The sequence below is a fragment of the Shewanella holmiensis genome (genome assembly GCF_025370255.1).
GTDB classification, from domain to species: domain Bacteria; phylum Pseudomonadota; class Gammaproteobacteria; order Enterobacterales; family Shewanellaceae; genus Shewanella; species Shewanella holmiensis.
Genome location: NZ_JAMTCD010000019.1, coordinates 41,950 through 59,187, shown reverse-complemented (window position 1 = coordinate 59,187; position 17,238 = coordinate 41,950). Strand labels below are relative to the sequence as shown.

Genomic DNA, 17,238 nt, shown 5'->3' with positions numbered 1-17,238 from the left:
GTGGGTAAGTTGATCTAAATCAACTTTTTTAAGCTTTAAAATCATATTGACTAGTTCAGCTAAAATCAGGTCTATTTTCATGGCTATTACTTTCAATTGCTATCATCTCTCGCCAAGTTTGAATATCAACAGGCTTTGAAAAATAATACCCTTGATAAATGTTACAGTTTTTTCTTTTCAAGTATTCGTATTGCTCTTTAGTTTCGACACCTTCAGCAACACTATTGACCCCTAATGCATGAGCCATATCAATAATGGCATCGACAATCACATAATCATTTTCACTGTCTTCAATATCATCAATAAAATATTTGTCTATTTTTAATTCAGAAATAGGCAACTCTTTTAAATAAGCAAGGCTTGAATAGCCTGTGCCGAAATCATCAATAGAAAAACGAAAACCGTGTTTACTTATTTCATTCATCACTTGCTTTACTAGTGCAATGTCAACGATTAATGCTGTTTCAGTGAGTTCAAGCACTAACATATTGGCTGATATTTTCATTTCAGTGACTAAGTCTATTAACTTATCAGAAAAATTTGCAGCTACTATTTGCTTAGCACTGATATTAACAGAGACACTCGTTTGTAATCCTAAGTGCATTAATTCTTGAATAGCCATACATGCATTTGCTAATACCCAATCTCCAATTTTTATAATGGCATCGGTTTCTTCAGCTAATGGGATGAATTCAGCAGGGCTAACCCATCCATAAACGGAGGAATTCCATCTAATAAGTGTTTCAAAGGAATTTATCTCACCGGTATTGGTATACTGAGGTTGAAATGCCAAAGATAACTCTTCACTTTCAGTAATGCTTTTTAAAAGTTTATGCAGCTGAACAAAACGATCAAACTCTTCAACTCCTTCTTCTAAGATGTGATGGAAACCAAATGGAGCGTGCTTTTTTGCACTTCGCAGCGCATGACCAAGAATATGGTTGATGCTTTCATAGGATTGCCTATCCGGCTCAAAAGTTGCCGCACCTAAAGACGCAGTGAGTACAATATCATTATCACCTACATTTAAGATATAATTTTGGGGATCAAGTAAAGTAGTCTTAATGAAATTTAGATTTAATTTAAGAAAATCATCTTTTGTAAAAACCTTATTATATAAAATGACAAATGAATCACCGCCGTATCTATAAATATTGAAATCGTTACCAATTGCGATACCAAGGTTTACTGCTATTTGCTTTAAGACTCTATCACCTTGTTCAAAACCAAACTGCAAATTAAACTGTGACATTTTATCTATATTTAACATTAGAGCATAAATACACTGACTTTTAATTGAGGCAAGAAGCAATAAATCTTTACATTCTTTTTCAAACCATTGATTGTTCTTTAATTGAGTCAATTTGTCCGTATAAGCGATATTATAAATGGTATCTTGAGCTAATATTCGTTCAGATATATCTCGAATAACCCCTATGTATTGAACTTCACCAAGTGAAAATGATTGAGTTATGGCCAATTCGATCTGAAAGATATCGCCATTCTTACGTTTAGCGGTTAATTGACGACCAACACCAATGATTTTTGGCACACCAGTATTTTCATATGACTGCATATAATGATGATGTTGGAAGGCATAAGGTTCAGGCATTAATTTTGATATATCTTGACCTATAAGCTCGTTAGCTGAATATTGAAATATACTCAGAGCAGCTTGGTTGACGTGCTGGATAACCCCGGAGCGACAAATCGTAATAACTGCTTCATTGATATTATTTAAAATATTATCTAGTTTTTGTGAACGCTCACTTTCTTGTAATAATAGTGATTTTTCTTTAGTAATATCTTCAAAAGCACCATAGACGCTCGTAATACGACCTTTATCATTCATTAAGGGTTTACAAGTAACTTTTAGCCATTTTTCTATGCCTTTGGCATCAACAAACTCAAAATCTTCTTCGAAACATTTACCATTTGTTAATACGCTTTTTACAACTTCATTTACTCTTTTACGTTCGTGTTCTGCGAAAAAACATTTAACTTGCTTTGTCGTTAATTTACTATCTTTTGAAAATTGACATATTGAATATACCTCATCTGTCCAAAAGACTTGTTTAGTTTCAATATGATATTCCCACGCACCAGTTTTTGAAATCACTTCTACTTCTTTAAATAAAGATAAATGTGAGTTAGTTTGATAATCAAGATGGCATTTTTGAATGTAAGTGCATATAAAATTAGAAAAGATATCAAATATTTTTAATTTTATTGGTAATTCAGATTTTGGCTTAAAGAATAACGCAACTAAAATCCCAATAGGATCGCCAGCTTCATTTTTTATCGATGAACCAATATAGCCTTCAACCTTCAAATCTAACAGGGTTTTATCATCAGGAAATAACTTAGCCGTGTCTTTCGGGAAGCAACAAACTCCGTCATTTAACACTTGTTCACAGGGAGAGCCCTCTAAGTTATAGGTTAAGTTGTTTACCCTTTTTTGTTCTCTTATCGTAATGATAGTTGAGGCTGTTTTTCCATCCCTTACCCCTAAAAACAAAATACCAGCGTTTAAATCAATATTTAATTCTTGAAGATGTTTAACCAAAACAGTCTCTTGCGACTCCACAATGTGTCGAAATGAAACTTCATTAAATACTTTTTGATATTTAAACATTATGCCTATACCTGATAAATAAATGCTAAAGTATTTATTGCTTAAAGCGTACAACAAGTTCTTCTAACTCATCTGCTGTCTTTTTAAGTTGAGTTATCGAGTCAGATGTGAGATTTGCACTGGCAGCGCTATCATTTGCTAAATCAGAAATATTAACAATTTGACGATTAATATCCTCTGCCACATGGGCTTGCTCCTCTACAGCAGTCGCCATCTGTGTTGACATTTGAGCAATTTGCTCAACCGCTTCAGATATTCCGTCAAGCATTTGAGCACTTTCAACAACCTTATCAAGCCCATCATCAGCAGCTTTTGTCCCAAGGTTGGCAGTATCTACCGCATTCTGTGCTTTTGAGGTCAATTCGCGCACAATCTGATAAATATCTTGTGTTGATTCTTGTGTACGCTTTGCTAAGGTACGAACCTCATCTGCTACAACGGCAAAACCTCTACCTTGTTCGCCTGCTCTAGCCGCCTCTATCGCCGCATTAAGAGCAAGTAGATTTGTTTGGTCTGCTATTTGTTCAATGATTTGTGCTGCTTGTGCAATACAAGTAGTTTGAGTTGAAACCTCACTCACTGAGGCGCTAATATCTAAAACCGTATCTCTTAACCTTTGTATCGATTGGCGGGTGACTTCTGCAACCTTAGTTCCTTTAATCGACAAACTATGGGCTATTTCTGCATGGTTAGCAGTATCAGACACGTGTTGTGAGACTTCAGCAATCGCAGTGGTCATCTCATTCATTGCGGTGGCAACTTGAAAAGTCTCTTCTTGCTGTTTTTGTATTTCACCACAATTTTTTACGGTCAAGTTATAGCCCAGCTCAGCACCTTTGTTAACATGCATTGCCGCATTTTCAATACGAGTAAGAATAGTCCCTAAATGTGCATTTGAACTTAAAATAGCGACTTCGAGTAAGCCTAGTTCACCATGTGACTTTGTATAGGTTTTTGCTGCTAGCTCATGAGAAAAACTCGTTTTAAGCATATTATTCAAAGCATTTATTATTGATTTACTTTTTAAATATACCATCGCAGCAAAAATAATAACCCCAATGAAAAGAACAATTTCAGAAACACCTTGCTGACCGGACATAAAAAATAATCCGGAGGCTATAAGGGTTACAAGAAGTAATAAATATTCGGATGCAATATGCAGAGATTTTGATGTATTTTTGCCGTTATTAATCTGGGCATATAACATTTCCGCTCTTGCGACATCTTCGCGTTTAGGACACGAGCGAACAGATTCATAACCAATCACTTTACCTTTGTCTGTCATCGGTGTGACATAGGCATCAACCCAGTAGAAATCACCATTTTTACAACGATTCTTTACTAAGCCCATCCAAGGTTTACCCGCTTTTAGATGTGACCACATTATGCCAAATGCTGCTGCGGGCATCTCTGGATGACGAACAATATTATGTGGCTGACCAACTAATTCGCTCTTTTGAAACCCACTAACACTAACAAAGGCATCGTTACAATCAAGAATATTCCCCTGAGTATCGGTGACGGAAATTAGCTTTGTGTTAGGAGAAAATGTCCTTTCTTTTTTGGTTATAGGCGTATTTGATTTCATATGTCCCTATTAATCTTCTAGTTTCATTTTAATGTAAGGTAGGCTTGGTCTAGTAGTAATTGTAGATGTAGAGAATGAAACTTGCCCATTGAATTTGAACCATTTTTGAGTATTTTCTCTGATTTTTTAAAAATCTTATTCTCATAGACTATATCGTCGGATCATTAAATAAGTTAATCGTAGAACAAATGATTTGAGACGCACATCACACAACCTGATAACAAAAAGACAACATCAGGCAAAAAAAGATAAAAATTAGATAGAAAATAGGTAAATAACTGATAGGGAGCGAATTTTGAAGTACGATTTATAGACAAGAATAGTGAAGCATCTTAGCTAAATTGCAGTTACATAGTGTCTGTTACACACCATCCATAAAGCATGAACTGTGTTTTTGGCTTATTTTACTCCCCTTTTAAAAGATGTTTGCGGATGTCAGTTTGTAAAACATAGCGTTAAAAGAGATTGTTGAAAAAAGCTATAAAGCCAGCAGAGCGAAAGGTATAAGCCCACTATGCCATTCATGAATATGGCCTAGGTGTTGTGTTGGCTTGTGATACGATGACTATCAGTCGTTGCACATTTTATTATTAATGCAAACGCATCGATGATGAGGATATTATTGAGGCAGTATCAGACATTGCAGAAAAGCACAGAGCTTATAGGTTTCGGAAGATATTTAAACGGCTACGTTTACTTGGTCATAAATGGAATCATAAACCTGTGTATCGCGTTTATTGTGGTTTAAAGCTTAACTTACGACGAAAAGGCAAAAAGCGCTTACCCTCTCGAGAGCCAGAATCTCTCGCGTTACCTGCAAAGGCCAATGAATGTTGGGCAATAGATTTTATGAGCGATAATTTATTTTCAGGGAAATCATTCAGAACATTTAATATCATTGATGGCAAGCATCCTTAGTCATACGGATACTAATAAGCTTAAGCGTAGTCTCAGACAATCTGCCTACATTGTCTGAGTCAATTCCCCTGAAAAACCACCCTAACGTTAAAAAAAACCGTTGATAATAAAAGGCTTTTCCGTATTTACTATGGCGAAGGAATTGTATCCTAATATACAGGTTCCCTAGGCTCAAACACTATAGATACTGACACAAAAAAGCCCCCATCATTTCTGATGGGGCTTTCTCGATAAATATGGTGGAAGGATAGCCTGCTTGTTATAAACAGGAACCCTAGGTTTGAATCCTTACCATTTACCAAACAAAAAGGCCTTATCTTTCGATAAGGCCTTTTCATATTTAATATGGCGGAGGGATAGGGATTTGAACCCTAGAACGGGGTAAACCGTTGCCGGTTTTCAAGACCGGTGCATTCGACCACTCTGCCATCCCTCCGAACGCCGCGAATAATATGACAACCTCTTGAAGCTGTAAAGCCCTAATTTAAAATAATTGTCTATATGATTACTTTAAAACCAATGTGGTTAGTCTTTAGACTGCTTTATTGCTATACGTGCAGGATCTGGCATGGTGAAAGAGTTTTGTAAGCTTTTCCATGTTACATGCCGACTTGTGTAATAGGCGCCAAACACTATCACTGAACAAATTAATATACCTAAACCAATTGCCTGCTCACCTGCTCCTGCGAATGCTGCCACAATACTTGATGCTCCAAATGCGACACTGATTTGAATAAAATTCTGTAAACCCGCAGCTTTAGCGGCATCATCTTTGAATGTTTGCAATGCATTGTTCACAACAATAGGGTAAATCGCACCATTCGCTGCAGCCATAAAAGCAAATACAATTAATAGTGGATAGATAGTCGTCATCTCAAAAACGATCGTTATGATTGAGATTAATATTGTCGTTGTAAAAAACAGACCCAATTGTACTTTTAATGCGGTTTGGCTACCGAGACGTTTGATCAGAATTTTACCGCCATACCCACCAACAATGAACATTATTGTTTGCGGAATAAAACTTAACCCAATGGCTGTTGCATCAAAGCCAAACTTATCCATCACCGCAGGCCATAACGTTAGATATGAAAAGAAGGCACCTGAGCAAGCGGCAAATATCATCACATTACCCACATAAAATGGATTTGCTAACATCTGTTTAAAGGTGATGGCTTTATTTTTGTCCGCATGGATGGCTTCAACACTTGGCTTATCGGCTTTGACAAAAAACTGGGTCATTAGAATCAATATGGCACCCAATAAAGCTAAGCAAACAAAAATACTTTGCCATCCCCAATATGATAAGAAGAACGCACCTATTAATGGTGCTATTGCGGGTGATAATGCAACTAATGGCATAATGTTCGACAATACATGCTGTGACTCTTCAGCGTCATACTTTTCGATAACCAAAGCTTGCCAGATAACACTTGCACTACACACACCAATGGCTTGGATGAAACGGCCAATATTCATCATCACAATATTATCGCTGACAATGATCAAGCCGGTTGCCAATACAAATAACATTAAGCCTAAAAGTAATGAATTTCGTTTGCCCCATTTTTCAACTAACTTGCCATAAAGTAGTTGACCAAAAGCTAAACCCGCTAAGAATGTCGTAAGTGACATTGCCACATCTGCAGTTGATGCGTTAAGTGAGCCTTCAATTGATTTAAAAGCAGGCAAATACATATCTGTGGCAATAAAACACAGCATACTCAAAATAGTTAAATAGAGAAAAAAACCAGCTTTCTCAATAACACCTGGGGATTTTTGTTGTTTACTCATATCTAATACTCAAATTATTTTTCATTAGACATAGTGTAATTATTAGAAATTATTCTGTGAAACGTTTATATTCGAACATAGCTATCAAAAAATATCACAGCAAAGGTTTTACTATGCTTTCAGAGCAAACACTCCATATGATCGACATCGTTGCCAGATTAGGCAGTTTTACCGCAGCGGCAAATGAGTTACATAAAGTGCCCTCTGCGGTAAGTTATGCCGTCAAACAGGTAGAGACAGATATTGGCGTAGTGTTATTTGAGCGACATCATCGCTCGGTAACCTTAACTGAGCCAGGTAAGCACTTTTTGCAACACGCACGAGAATTGCTCAGGCAAATGGATGAGCTTAAACGTGAAACACAACGGGTAGCTAATGGCTGGCAACCGACCTTGTCGATTGCGCTAGATAACATTGTACGTGCGGATAAAATTAGCTCTTTAATTGCAGACTTTTATCGACACTTTAATGATGTGGAATTAATCATTCAAATCGAAGTATTTAATGGGGTTTGGGAATCATTGGCCAGTGGGCGAAGTATGGTGGCAATTGGCGCGACCACTGCGATACCTGTGGGTGGTGTTTATCAGTATCGTGATATGAAGGATATTGAATGGGCTTTTTTAGTCAGTAAAAATCATCCACTAGCCGAAATTGATAGACCGTTAATTGATGATGAACTTCGTCAATATCCGGCAATTTGTCTTGAAGATACCTCTAGAGAAATCCCTAAACGTACCACCTGGTTATTAGACAACCAGCGACGTTTAGTCGTACCAGATTGGATCCGTGCAATTAACTGTTTTCGTTCTGGTTTAGGTATTGGTTATATGCCAATCCATCTTGCACAGCCTTTTATCACCAGTGGGATGTTAATTGAAAAAACATTACAAAATCCTAAACCATCAAGTCCGTGTTGTTTAGCGTGGGACCAAGACCGTATGTCCCCTGCTCTTCAATGGGTGCTTGATTATTTGGGTGACACAGAGAAGCTTCATCGTGAGTGGTTAGCTTAATTTAGCCTAATAACTTGAATATTAATAAAATAGCCCCATATGTAAATGTAATGTCGCTATTCAATTGTTACAATGAAATTTGTGCCAAACGCTAATTTTTAAGATTCAATTAAGTTAGCTTGTTGACAATGAAGCGAATAAAAAATTAACACGCTTTAATGATAAGTTGGCTTTATTATAATGATGGACGCAGCAATTTATATTAAGCTGGCCGTTCATTAACGAATTACTGTCAGTCAGTTTATAACAAAGCTGCCTGGTTCAACACGCTAGAACACGTATTTAAATGTCTTGGAGACGCTTATGAATCAACACACTTTGTCGAGCCAACATGCTACGACGATGGAAACAAACAAACTCATTAAAAACACCTATATGCTGCTTTCAATGACGTTAGCATTTGCTGCTGTTATGGCTGGTGTTGCAATGGCATTGAATATTGGTCCCTTTATGTCAATCGGTCTGTCTTTAGGCAGTATCGTTGTGATGATGGTGACATTGAAAAAAGCTGATAACGCTTCTGGTTTAGCATGGATTTTTGCTTTCACTGGTATGCAAGGTGCATCACTGGGTTATATCTTAAATCACTATGTTGGCTTAGCAAACGGTCCTGAATTAATCATGCAAGCTTTCGGTTTAACATCGATTATTTTCGTATCGTTATCGGCTTACGCTATAACCACCAAAAAAGACTTCAGCTTTATGGGTGGTTTCCTGTTTGCCGGATTACTTGTGGTGATTGGTGCGTCGCTGATCAACATGTTTGTTGGCAACGGTGTCGCATTCATGGCTATTCAAGCTGCGGTAGCCATGTTAATGGTGGGCTTAATCTTGTTTGATACAAGCCGTATCGTCAACGGTGGTGAAACAAACTATATTCGTGCCACCATTTCATTATTCCTAAACTTTATCAACTTATTCATGGCCCTACTTCATTTATTAGGCATGGGTAACGACGATTAATCGTCATTGCTGATAAATTAAGATAAAATGACTCTACTTTAGGGTCATTTTTTTTATAATGAATAAATTCATCGTCCAAGTTAACGGTCCCGCTTATGGGTCTACTGCCAGCATCAGAGCCCTTAAGTTCTGCCAAGCGGCTACCTCTGCAGGCCATCAGGTAATCAAAGTATTTTTTTACCAAGATGGTGTGCAAAACAGCAATTCATTACATTGTCCGGCCTCTGATGAAATTAATCTGCATCAACTATGGGTTGAGTTTTCTCACTCACAACAAGTGCCACTTATCAATTGTGTATCTGCAGCGCTAAGGCGCGGGGTTTTATCTGAGCAAGATGCCGAAGAAAATAACAAGTCACAATGGAACAGTGATAGCACATTCACCATGGGCGGCTTGGGAGAATTGGTCAGTGGTATCGAACATGCCGATCGTTTAGTGTGTTTTTAGGACAATAATATAATGAAAAAAGTGTGTATTGTATTTCGGCATTCCCCTTATGGCACCACAACCACCCGTGAAGGGATTGATTTTGCTTTATTAAGTGCCAGTTTTGAGCAACAAGTGTCGCTGGTATTTTGTGATGAAGCTGTATTGCATCTATTACCCAATCAACAGGCAACGTTAGCGGGTAGCAAAGATTATGTCTCGGTTTTTAAAGCCTTTGACTTATACGAAATAGACACGGTATTGGCCTGTAAGCAATCTCTTGAAACGCTTGGTATCAATCAACATGAGTTAGCCATTGATGTGCAAATAGCAGAGGCTGTTGCCATTAGTGCTGCACTCGCGGACGCTGATGAGGTATTGGTATTTTGATTTTACATCACATTCAAACATCCACTAGCCATGACAATGCATTACGTTTATGTTTACGGTATATCAGCCCAGGCGACAGCATTATTCTAACAGCTGATGCGGTCAATGTTTTACTTTACCCAGACTTGATTATCTTGTTGGCAGCTATACCTATTTATATTTTAAAAGATGATGTCGAAGCGCGTGGATTACGATCTAAATTAACGACTATACGCAACATTGAAATTAATCTGATCGATGAACATGAATTCGTCTATCAAACGCTGCGACACAACAAGGTGATTACATGGTAAGTTCAACTTTTGAATTTATGTTTGAGTTTAACGGCCAAGCAATCGAGACCGATAAACAGGGTTATTTAAAAAACGTCGAGGATTGGCAACAAGACATGGCGCCAATACTTGCGGCGACTGAAAACATTGAATTGTCAGACGCACATTGGGAAGTGATCCACTTTGTACGTCATTTTTACTTAGAATACAAAACCAGTCCGGCTATTAGAGTATTGGTAAAAGCGATTGGGCAAAGTTTAGGGCCAGATAAAGGCAACTCAAAGTATCTTTATACCCTATTCCCCGTTGGCCCTGCAAAGCAGGCAACTAAGATTGCAGGCCTACCAAAACCCGCTAAGTGCCTCTAAGTAGAGTATATTGAATTCAGCTTATTGAGCCATCTGTTAACCCGAGTTGAGGTTAGTTAGTTAGTGAGCAATTCAATCCAAACATAGCTGCCAAGCTAAAAACATAAAGCCCCGAAGAGCAATTCTTCGAGGCTTTATGTGTTGCAGGCAAATTACGGTAACGTATTTTCAAGTAAAATATATAAGGCCTGGCTCAGCTGAACTAATACCACAAAACCAAAAAAATACATCACAACAGAATATACCACACTGTTATTTTTAGGCTTTCGAGCCATGAATTAACTTTCTCAACAAAAATATCTAATGCTGCTATTTTTAATGAAAAAGTCGTTCCAAGTCAATAACTTTCGGATTTATCCGATAACTTCTAAACCACCCATATAAGGACGTAATACTGCAGGTACCGTAATAGTACCATCTGCATTCTGGTAGTTTTCAATAACCGCCACCAAAGTACGACCTACGGCTAAACCCGAACCATTTAAGGTGTGTAATAAAGCGGGTTTGTTGTCCACTTTATTGCGGTATCTAGCCTGCATACGACGCGCTTGAAAATCCTTCATGTTTGAACAAGAAGAGATTTCACGGTAAGTATTTTGCGCCGGTAACCACACTTCAATATCAAATGTTTTACTTGCACCAAAGCCCATGTCACCAGTACACAAAACAACTGTACGGTAAGGGAGTTCCAGCGCTTCTAAAATGCTTTCAGCATGTTTAGTTAACTCATCTAATGCCGCCATTGAATGATCTGGGTGAACGATTTGCACTAACTCAACTTTATCAAATTGGTGCTGACGAATTAAGCCACGTGTATCACGGCCGTAAGAGCCAGCTTCACTTCTGAAACATGCTGTTAAGGCAGTCATTTTTATCGGTAATTCAGCTTCATCAACAATCGTATCACGCACCAAGTTAGTCAGTGGTACTTCGGCTGTTGGGATCAAAGATAGACTTTGGGCTTCTTCAGTTGCTGGTTTGGTGTGGAATAAATCTTCGCCAAATTTAGGCAATTGTCCTGTACCTAATAAGCTATCTTCATTCACTAATAACGGCACATAGGCTTCAGTATAACCATGTTTATTAGTATGAGTATCAAGCATGAATTGACCAAGGGCGCGATTTAAACGCGCGATTTGACCTTTCATCACAATAAAGCGCGAACCAGTAATTTTAACGGCATTTTTAAAGTCTAAACCTTGTAGAGCTTCGCCTAAATCAAGGTGATCTTTAACTTCAAAATCAAACGCTTTAGGGGTACCCCAACGTCTCACTTCGACGTTGTCGTTTTCATCAGCACCTTGAGGCACGGCATCGTCTGGTAAATTAGGCAGACTCATTGCAAGTAGATTTAATTCTTGCAATAACGCGGTTAACTCGGTCTTTTTAGCGTCTAACTGAGCACCTAAATCACCGACTTGTGCCATGATCGAACTTGTATCTTCACCACGTGCTTTAGCTTGACCAATGGACTTAGAAATCGCATTGCGAGAAGCCTGCAGCTCTTCGGTGTCGACCTGTAGCGTTTTACGCTTGTCTTCTAATGCCGAAATGTGCTCTACATCTAAGGTAAAACCACGGGCAGCTAAACGTTTAGCTGTGTCTTCAAGTTCGTTACGCAAAAATTTTGGATCTAGCATGTTGTCAGTTCTTTTTAGTTAAACGCGAGAAAAAATTAGTTGCTGACCTAAGTACACCATGAATAAACACAGGGTCACGTTCAACAACACATTAAGCATACTTTTAAACCATAAACCCTCTTGCATCAGCAATAAGGTTTCGTTAGAAAAAGTAGAAAAGGTAGTTAATGCTCCAAGTAAGCCAACAGCTACAAGTGACTTTACTTCAGGGCTTAAATGGCTAAGTTGCCCTAAGGCATAAACTATCCCCATTAAAAACGATCCTAATACGTTGACCAACAGTGTACCAAAAGGGAAACTGCTTCCAAATACTTGGATCATAAAAATTGAAATAAGATAGCGCAAAACAGCGCCAATTGAACCGCCCAATGCCACAAACAGTATATTAGTCATAGCGTTTTAGCTCACTATGTTGATCTCGTTGGGCTAAATTGGCCAATTTATCTTGAATGCGCTTTTCAAAACCACGATTTGTTGGCTGATAAAAATGTGCATCTTGTAGTGATTCAGGAAAATAATTCTCACCTGCCGCAAAGGCATCAGGCTCATCATGGGCATAGCGATATTGTTGGCCATAGCCAATATCTTTCATTAGCTGAGTGGGTGCATTTCGTAAATGGTTTGGCACAGGTTCATGCCCTGTTTGCTTAGCCAAGTCTCTAGCTTGCTTAAATGCAGTATAAACAGCATTACTTTTAGGGGCACTGGCAAGATAAAGCACAGCTTGTGCGATGGCTCGCTCGCCTTCTGCTGGACCTAAACGATGAAAACAGTCCCAAGCATTGATTGCCACTGTCATTGCCATAGGATCGGCATTGCCGATATCTTCAGAGGCTATGGCTAACAATCGTCTAGCAACATATAACGGATCACCGCCACCTTCTAATATCCGACAATACCAATAAAGCGCCGCATCAGGTGCAGAGCCGCGAACCGATTTATGCACCGCTGAAATTAAGTCGTAAAATTGGTCGCCATTTTTATCGTAGCCAGCCACTTGATGACCCGCTACTTGGGTCAGCATATCAAGAGTAAACTCACCGTTATCGGCAACTAAATCTCCCATTAACTCAATCAAGTTAAGCGCTTTTCGGGCATCACCATCACAAATTTGTGCTAATGAATTAGCCACATTATCGGGTAATAGCAGCTGTCTTTTACCCAAACCTCGCTCAACATCTATTAATGCCTGCTGGGCAATTTGAATAATTTCATCATTGCTTAATCGATTAATTAAATAAACCCTGGCACGTGATAAAAGCGCATTGTTTATTTCGAATGAGGGATTTTCAGTTGTTGCGCCAACAAAAATAACCGTGCCATCTTCAATGAACGGTAAAAAGGCATCCTGTTGGCTTTTGTTAAAACGATGAACTTCATCAACAAATAATAATGTTCGTTGGCCACGGCTTTGAGCAACAGCTTTTGCCTGGTCAATCGCAGCGCGAATATCTTTGACACCTGAAGTCACTGCAGAAATACGTTCTACATGGGCATTAGCATAATGCGCGACTAACTCGGCTAAAGTGGTTTTTCCTGTACCTGGCGGCCCCCATAACAACATCGAGTGGGCTCGATTAGCCTCTAACGCTTTACGTAACGGTTGCCCAGCTCCAAGTAAATGCATTTGACCAATATATTCGTTGATATCACGCGGCCGCATTCTCGCCGCTAATGGGCGAAAATCGGGTGCGAAATTAAAATCTAGATTGGCCACGAATAATTATTGGATCTGCTTTAAACGTTGATCATCAATATCAACATTTTCAGGGAGGGCAAAGTGAAACAAAGATTGCTCAGTTGGCGTAACACTGCGCTGTTCAAGTAAGCTAAATTGGCTTAAATTGCCTTGCTCGTCAGTTAAATCGAAAGCCGACAACTGATTGTTGTTAAAACACACAGTCACCGCAATCACACTGCCTTTGGCTTCTTTTGGGACAATATCAAAGCAATCGGATTTTTTAGCTGATTGTTTAACATTGTACTGCGACCATGTGGCTTCATCGCGATGAACTAATAAGGCGATTGGTGACGCATCTACGGCTTGAGAGACATCCATTACCGTTACTTCTTCAGCAAACGGGTTATATATCCACAAACTTGAACCATCAGCCACAATTAAAGATTCATCAGGCTCGGTCAAATGCCAATAAAATTTATTCGGATATGACAACGCAAAAATACCATTACCTGTTTGAATAGGCTTGTTGTTCACGTCGGTAACTTTTTGTTGAAATTTAGCATGTAAATTATCAATATTTGTCAGCTTGCCACGCAACGCCTCAGCATCGTTGGCAAGTACAATACTACTGCCCATCAAGCTAACTGCTGCAATTGTAATAATGGCTATTTGCTTTAATCGCATAACTTTTCCTAATTTCTTGGTGGCGGTGGCGCCAATACTTCACGATTGCCATTATGGCCTTGGGAGCTAACAATACCTTGTGCTTCCATTGACTCAATTATTCTTGCTGCACGGTTATAACCAATTTTGAACTTTCTTTGAACACTGGAAATAGAACCTCTGCGCGTTTCGGTAACAAATGCGACCGCTTCATCATAAAGAGCATCCAGTTCATCATCAGAGTCTGCTGACTCGCCAGGTAACAACACTTGCTCACCATCTGACACGCCATTCAAAATTTCTTGCACATATTGTGGTTTACCACGTGCACACCAATCGGCTACGACTTTATGTACTTCGTGGTCATCAATAAATGCACCATGCACTCGGTTAGGAACACTTGTACCAGGGGGTAAATACAGCATGTCACCCATACCTAGTAGGGTTTCAGCACCCTGTTGATCTAAAATCGTGCGCGAATCAATGCGTGATGACACCTGAAAAGCGATTCGAGTTGGAATATTAGCTTTAATTAAGCCTGTGATCACATCAACTGATGGTCGCTGTGTCGCTAATATCAAATGAATACCTGCCGCGCGTGCTTTTTGGGCAATACGAGCAATTAGCTCTTCCACTTTTTTACCTACAATCATGATCATATCGGCAAATTCATCAACCACCACTACAATGGCGGGTAATTTATCCAATGGTGGCGCTTCATCAAGCATACTTTCAGATTGTTTCCAAAGTGGATCAGGGATGTACTCACCTCTTGCTGCCGCTTCTTTAATTTTGATGTTATAACCTTTTAAGTTACGAACACCTAAAGCTGACATCAATTTATAACGACGCTCCATTTCGCCAACACACCAACGCAGAGCATTGGCAGCTTCTTTCATATCAGTGACAACCTCACACAATAAATGTGGGATGCCTTCATACACTGATAATTCAAGCATCTTAGGGTCGATCATAATAAATCGAACATCATCGGGACCAGACTTATACAGCAAACTGGTGATCATCACGTTTACGCCTACAGATTTTCCCGAGCCCGTTGTACCAGCGACTAATAAATGCGGCATTTTACCGAGATCAACAATGACTGGCTCGCCTGAAATATCTTGGCCTAACACCATAGACAATTTCGATTTACTCTCTCTGAAAGCATCACTATCTAGCACGTCCCGCATAAAGACGGTTTCACGGAATTTATTCGGTAATTCTAGGCCTACGTAGGCTTTTCCGGGAATAACTTCAACAACCCGCACGTTTTCTGATAATAAAGAACGCGCTAAATCTTTTGATAAATTAGTGATTTTTGAGGCTTTAACACCTGGAGCAAGTTCTAATTCAAAACGGGTTACGACTGGGCCAGGATAGACTCCGACAACATTGGCGACAATATTGAAATCGGCCAACTTAATTTCAACTAAACGAGCGACCTGCTCAAGTTCTTCCTCACTAATGGGATTCTTCTTTCTATCGGGGATATCAAGTAAACTTAGGTCTGGCAACGGTGCCATAGGCGCTCTTGGTGTTTCAGGTGCCTGACCATCAATCATGACAATGCCATCAACAATTTTAGCTTCTTTTTTAGGTTGTTGCTGTGCAACTAACGCCCCAGTTGAATGCACCTGTTCAAATTCAGGTTCATCAATTATGTCATGGTTATCATCAAGATCATTAAGATCATCAATAGCAGAAAAGCTGGGGATTTTATCTTCATCTTCTGCCGACCAAGAATCAAATGAAGGTTCTAAATCATTAATATCCTGTTGAAACATTTTAGGCTCAAGTCGATCGACGTCATCACCATAATCTGCTTCAATTTTAGGCTCAACTGGCGCGTCTTTCACTTTACGGCTGAAAATACTTCGCTTCTTGTCTGCCTTAGGTTCAGGTATAGAAAATGGTTTTATCGTCGGCTTAACTGTAGTGTTAATATCTGTAACATGATTAATTTCATCATCAACTGGATTGATCTTAATGTTAGTTACGTTGTCATCATCGGCAACAAGTGGTTGGGATAACTCATCGTCAAAACCACTTTCACGGCGTTGCTTAAACTTATCAACCACTGACATAAATCCGCGAGTGTCTTCGGTTTCACGATCGCGTTTGAGTGATTGTGGTAAAGACCATACTTTTTTCGCTAACCAGATAACACCGTTCCCAAGTAACTCGATAATGGTTAGCCAACTGATCCCTGTAGCTAAAGTGAACCCAGCGCCAATAAAACACAGTAAAAGCAGAACAGTCCCCATTACATTAAAGTACGGCAACATAGCCTGGCTAATCACATCCCCCGCCACTCCTCCGGCAGAAAACACATAGACATCATCGACATTCATACTGACTAAGGCGGCCAAGGCTAATACCATTAGCATGAAGCCAATAATACGTAAACCAACTGAGAAATAATCAATTTCTAATAACTTGTGCGCACGATTAAAGAAGAACCACCCGGTGGTGGCTATTATGACGGGAATACAGTAGGCAATGAAACCAAAGAAATACAACAATACATCTGCAGTCCAGGCGCCAACGGCACCTGTCCAATTATGAATTTCACCTTGAAAATGCGATTGGCTCCAGCCTGGGTCATTTGGGCTGAAGCTAGATAATGCTAATAATATGTATGTTGCTACCATGCAACAAAAAATTAAGCCGCCTTCAAGTAGTCGCTGTAGACCACTGAGCGTTTTTAAACTATTTCCCTGAGTCAACGGTATCATCCATACATGAAATTAAAGACAGTAATTAAATAGATTATCACAGAATAATCTGTGTTTTCAGTGATTATGCACTGTGGAAGCCATAAGCTCAATCGAATGTGAAGAGGATTTCATCGCTTAAATCGCGAATAAGACAGGCTGGGTA

Annotated in this window: 16 protein-coding genes and 1 tRNA gene; 6 read left to right on the top strand and 11 right to left on the bottom strand. The window is 39.2% G+C overall.

All coding sequences use genetic code 11. The features are described from left to right. Positions 1–55 precede the first annotated feature (55 nt). The 5 genes from NE535_RS13995 to punC form a co-directional block, all read right to left on the bottom strand. Entirely contained in the window at positions 56–2,635 is a 2,580-nt protein-coding gene (locus NE535_RS13995) for a bifunctional diguanylate cyclase/phosphodiesterase (protein WP_261299238.1), read from the bottom strand. A 34-nt stretch (positions 2,636–2,669) separates the two neighbouring features. Continuing rightward, a complete protein-coding gene (locus NE535_RS13990) occupies positions 2,670–4,223 on the bottom strand; it encodes a methyl-accepting chemotaxis protein (RefSeq protein WP_261299237.1) in 1,554 nt (517 codons plus the stop codon). Positions 4,224–4,957: 734 nt separating this feature from the next. After that, positions 4,958–5,122 (bottom strand): hypothetical protein, encoded by a 165-nt coding sequence (locus NE535_RS13985; protein ID WP_261299236.1) that lies wholly within the window; start codon positions 5,120–5,122, stop codon positions 4,958–4,960. 365 nt (positions 5,123–5,487) lie between these two features. Continuing rightward, a tRNA-Ser gene (locus NE535_RS13980) sits at positions 5,488–5,577 on the bottom strand. Between the two features lie 89 nt (positions 5,578–5,666). Beyond that, positions 5,667–6,935 carry a purine nucleoside transporter PunC gene (gene punC, locus NE535_RS13975; RefSeq protein WP_261299235.1) on the bottom strand — a complete coding sequence of 423 codons (1,269 nt, stop codon included), beginning with the start codon at positions 6,933–6,935 and terminating at the stop codon, positions 5,667–5,669. Between the two features lie 113 nt (positions 6,936–7,048). Between punC and punR the strand changes: the two genes are divergently transcribed. The 6 genes from punR to NE535_RS13945 all read left to right on the top strand — a co-directional run bounded on the left by punR (position 7,049) and on the right by NE535_RS13945 (position 10,371). Then, complete coding sequence (punR, locus tag NE535_RS13970; protein WP_261299234.1) at positions 7,049–7,951, top strand: DNA-binding transcriptional activator PunR; 903 nt, start codon at positions 7,049–7,051, stop codon at positions 7,949–7,951. A gap of 303 nt (positions 7,952–8,254) precedes the next feature. Beyond that, positions 8,255–8,914, top strand: coding sequence for a Bax inhibitor-1 family protein (locus NE535_RS13965; RefSeq protein ID WP_188839627.1), 660 nt, complete (start codon positions 8,255–8,257; stop codon positions 8,912–8,914). A 58-nt stretch (positions 8,915–8,972) separates the two neighbouring features. Further along, a complete protein-coding gene (tusD, locus tag NE535_RS13960; RefSeq protein WP_261299233.1) occupies positions 8,973–9,362 on the top strand; it encodes a sulfurtransferase complex subunit TusD in 390 nt (129 codons plus the stop codon). Positions 9,363–9,374: 12 nt separating this feature from the next. Further along, positions 9,375–9,731: a sulfurtransferase complex subunit TusC gene (gene tusC / locus NE535_RS13955; protein WP_261299232.1), complete on the top strand. Its 357-nt coding sequence runs from the start codon at positions 9,375–9,377 to the stop codon at positions 9,729–9,731. Then, the gene (tusB, locus tag NE535_RS13950) at positions 9,728–10,024 is read left to right on the top strand and encodes a sulfurtransferase complex subunit TusB (protein ID WP_261299231.1); all 297 of its coding nucleotides are present in this window, start codon (positions 9,728–9,730) and stop codon (positions 10,022–10,024) included. Before tusC ends, tusB begins: the two co-directional genes overlap by 4 nt. A gap of 17 nt (positions 10,025–10,041) precedes the next feature. Beyond that, positions 10,042–10,371, top strand: a complete 330-nt coding sequence (locus NE535_RS13945) for a TusE/DsrC/DsvC family sulfur relay protein (RefSeq protein ID WP_261299267.1) — start codon at positions 10,042–10,044, stop codon at positions 10,369–10,371. Between the two features lie 152 nt (positions 10,372–10,523). Here the strand turns inward: NE535_RS13945 and NE535_RS13940 are convergent, their stop codons facing one another. The 6 genes from NE535_RS13940 to NE535_RS13915 form a co-directional block, all read right to left on the bottom strand. Beyond that, complete coding sequence (locus NE535_RS13940) at positions 10,524–10,646, bottom strand: hypothetical protein (protein ID WP_261299230.1); 123 nt, start codon at positions 10,644–10,646, stop codon at positions 10,524–10,526. Between the two features lie 78 nt (positions 10,647–10,724). Further along, positions 10,725–12,011, bottom strand: a complete 1,287-nt coding sequence (gene serS, locus NE535_RS13935) for a serine--tRNA ligase (protein ID WP_261299229.1) — start codon at positions 12,009–12,011, stop codon at positions 10,725–10,727. 18 nt (positions 12,012–12,029) lie between these two features. Beyond that, positions 12,030–12,404, bottom strand: a complete 375-nt coding sequence (crcB, locus tag NE535_RS13930; protein WP_261299228.1) for a fluoride efflux transporter CrcB — start codon at positions 12,402–12,404, stop codon at positions 12,030–12,032. Beyond that, positions 12,397–13,728 (bottom strand): replication-associated recombination protein A, encoded by a 1,332-nt coding sequence (locus tag NE535_RS13925; protein ID WP_261299227.1) that lies wholly within the window; start codon positions 13,726–13,728, stop codon positions 12,397–12,399. Before NE535_RS13925 ends, crcB begins: the two co-directional genes overlap by 8 nt. Positions 13,729–13,734: 6 nt before the next feature. After that, complete coding sequence (lolA, locus tag NE535_RS13920; RefSeq protein ID WP_261299226.1) at positions 13,735–14,376, bottom strand: outer membrane lipoprotein periplasmic chaperone LolA; 642 nt, start codon at positions 14,374–14,376, stop codon at positions 13,735–13,737. Between the two features lie 8 nt (positions 14,377–14,384). Beyond that, entirely contained in the window at positions 14,385–17,084 is a 2,700-nt protein-coding gene (locus NE535_RS13915) for a DNA translocase FtsK (protein WP_261299225.1), read from the bottom strand. Positions 17,085–17,238: the final 154 nt, after the last annotated feature.